Genomic DNA, 2,815 nt, shown 5'->3' with positions numbered 1-2,815 from the left:
CGCTTGTAGACCTCTTTATAGAACTCTTTCAAAACATCAACTTTAAATACCATTGTACGCCTACATTCTTGACACTCTACGCGTACAATTTTGCCGTTAATATAATAAACGTGGTGAGGAAGCTCTTCTTTGCAACTGTTACAATATAAACCTGCTTCCATTTGGGTATCTTTCACACTTCCTCCCTCCCTGATTTACATTATTTATATAGTTCGTTTCTACGACTGAACAAGCACTTTTATTTCATTACCTGATAGAACGGCTTCGAATCCTTGACGCCAATAATCAAGAGGTACAATTTTAGTGATCATTTTCTCTGTATTAATTTTCTTTTCCTCAAGAAGTTTTAAAGCAATATGCCAAGAACTTGGTTTCTGAGAACGCGTTCCAATATATGTAATTTCTCTTTGGATGATAGATTCTTGATCTAAAAGGTTTAATTTTTCGGAGAAAATTCCTACTTGTACAAACGTTCCTTTTTTCTTAACCAGAGGCAACCCTTGGTTTAACGCCTGGACAGCACCTGAACACTCAAATAACTTGTCAACACCGTATCCCTTTGTATAGGTCAGCACAATTTCTTCTAAGCTTTCTTTTTGGATATCTACAGTTACGTCGATTCCTAAAGACTTAGCTAACTCTAAACGCTTCTGATCTTTTGTTATACCTGCTAATATAACAAACGCTCCTTGTGCTTTTACAACTTGTGCTTGCAGTAAACCAATAGGACCTGGACCAAAAATTAATACTTTATCTTCTTTTTTAACAATCGTTTTTTCTAAAGCTGCATGAACGCAGCAAGCTAGAGGCTCAGTTAAAGCAGCTGCTTTTAGGTCGACTGTATCTGGCAGCACATGGACACTTTCCTCACGCGAAATAACATATTCAGCAAAGCTGCCGTTTATTTGTGTGCCTATCCCTTTTCGATGAGCGCACAGATTATAGTCTTTTTCTAAGCAATAATCACACTCTCCGCACGTCACAAATGTTGTTTCACTGGTTACTCTATCGCCAACTTTTACTTTTGTTACATCTTCCCCTACTTCAACGACTATACCGGAAAACTCATGCCCAAGCACAACCGKCGTCTGGGAATTTTTATATTGACCTGTAAACGTGTGAATATCCGTACCGCATATTCCGGTATACGCTACTTTAATCTTCAATTGGTTTTTCTGAACTCCTAATTCAGGGATTGTTTTTAACAGCATCTTATCGTAGCCTGGCTCTACCTTCATGACTGCCTTCATTTTTTCACTCCTTATTTGGAATTATTAACACTTTTCCATAAGCTTCTTCTCGATTAATAATCATATTAAATGCTTTTTGCGTGTCTTCTAACTTAAATCGATGAGAAATTAATTCTTTTAATCTAATCTTTCCATTTAAAATAAAGTCAACGCTTGTTTTCCACTCTTTCCCGGGAAACGGTGCAGAATAAGAGTTCCAGAAACCTTGCAATGTAAGCTCTTTTCTAAAAATACTCTCAAATGCTGCTTCAGATAAACACACATCTGAATAAGCAATACCTAAATATCCAACCTTCCCTTTTTTACAAGTAACAAGCAGGCACTGCTCTTGAGTGACAGTGGAACCTGCACATTCGAGTGCAAGATCCACTCCTCTTCCTTTTGTATATTCATTGATTTTTTCAAGGACATTTTCATAACGGGCATGAATCACTTTTTCACAACCCATGGCCCTCGCTTCTGCCAGCTTTTCACTAGAAATGTCGATGGCGATGATTTCTTTTACACCCGCAATTTTCAACCATTGAATCGTCAGCATGCCAATGACTCCTGCTCCAAAGACCGCTGCAGTGTCTCCTATTTGCGGATGAATATTAAGTACTCCATGAAGCGCTACTGCTAAAGGTTCTATCATAGCTGCTTCTTCAAAGTCCATCTCTCCTACTTGGATAACATTTGAAGCTGGAATATTGACATACTGAGCAAATCCGCCAAATGATTGCGCGCCAATCATTCCGTAGTTTTCGCATAGTGAATACTGCCCTTTTTGGCAATATTCACATGCGCTGCACKGTTTAAACGGAATAGCAGCTACTCTGTCTCCAACGTTCAAATCTACTACTTTTCCCCCTTTTTCAACGATATACCCAGCAAATTCATGTCCCATAATGGCAGGCAGCGGATACTTCCATCTGCTTGTCATTTTGTGTGTATCCGATCCGCATATTCCTGCTGCCATTACTTTTATTTTGACTTCATTCGCTCGGCAGGAATCAATCCCAATATCTTGATAAATAATTTTATTTTTTTCATGTAGCACAGCCGCTTTCATTGCCTTACCTCCTGTTTATGCCTATTTTAAAAAATAGAAGCCCACAGCTGAGAGAATTTAAGAATAAGCCAGTTAAATAAGTTTCCTCCCATGTCTAAACTTGAAATTTGTGTTGCACCTTCCGGCATAGAAAACTGAGCTCCTGATAACATTTGCGTATGCACATCTGCAAAATTCGTTGCCATATAAAGTGATAGCGCTACCATAACAGTGCCCGAAATAAGAGAGTGTATAATATTCCCTCTTAATGAGCCCACAACAAAAGCTACATAGAAAGGAATGGTAGCCAAATCCCCAAACGGCAATACTTTATTCCCAGGCAGAATGACAGCTAAAAGTAATGTAATGGGGACAAGTAACAGTGCTGTAGCCATAACGGATGGATGTCCTACTGCAAGAKCGGCATCTAATCCAATATATATTTCACGATCACCATATCGTTTTTGAAGAAAAGAACGAGCTGCTTCAGAAATTGGAATAAGTCCTTCCATTAAGATTTTAACCATTCTAGGCA

The 2,815-nt window shown here is 38.7% G+C and carries 3 protein-coding genes; all 3 read right to left on the bottom strand.

The genetic code is table 11. The features are described from left to right. Positions 1 to 218 precede the first annotated feature (218 nt). Positions 219 to 1,250 (bottom strand): zinc-binding dehydrogenase, encoded by a 1,032-nt coding sequence (locus tag AC1DRF_RS21875; protein WP_477741690.1) that lies wholly within the window; start codon positions 1,248 to 1,250, stop codon positions 219 to 221. A gap of 4 nt (positions 1,251 to 1,254) precedes the next feature. Continuing rightward, positions 1,255 to 2,301: a galactitol-1-phosphate 5-dehydrogenase gene (locus tag AC1DRF_RS21870; RefSeq protein ID WP_477741689.1), complete on the bottom strand. Its 1,047-nt coding sequence runs from the start codon at positions 2,299 to 2,301 to the stop codon at positions 1,255 to 1,257. Positions 2,302 to 2,327: 26 nt separating this feature from the next. Beyond that, on the bottom strand, positions 2,328 to 2,815 hold a 488-nt coding region (locus tag AC1DRF_RS21865), incomplete at its 5' end, for a PTS transporter subunit IIC (RefSeq protein WP_477741688.1).

The sequence above is a fragment of the Priestia sp. P5_B4 genome (assembly GCF_056400385.1).
The sequence above is the reverse complement of the archived record's forward strand: the minus strand, read 5'-3'. Positions and strand labels throughout refer to the sequence as shown.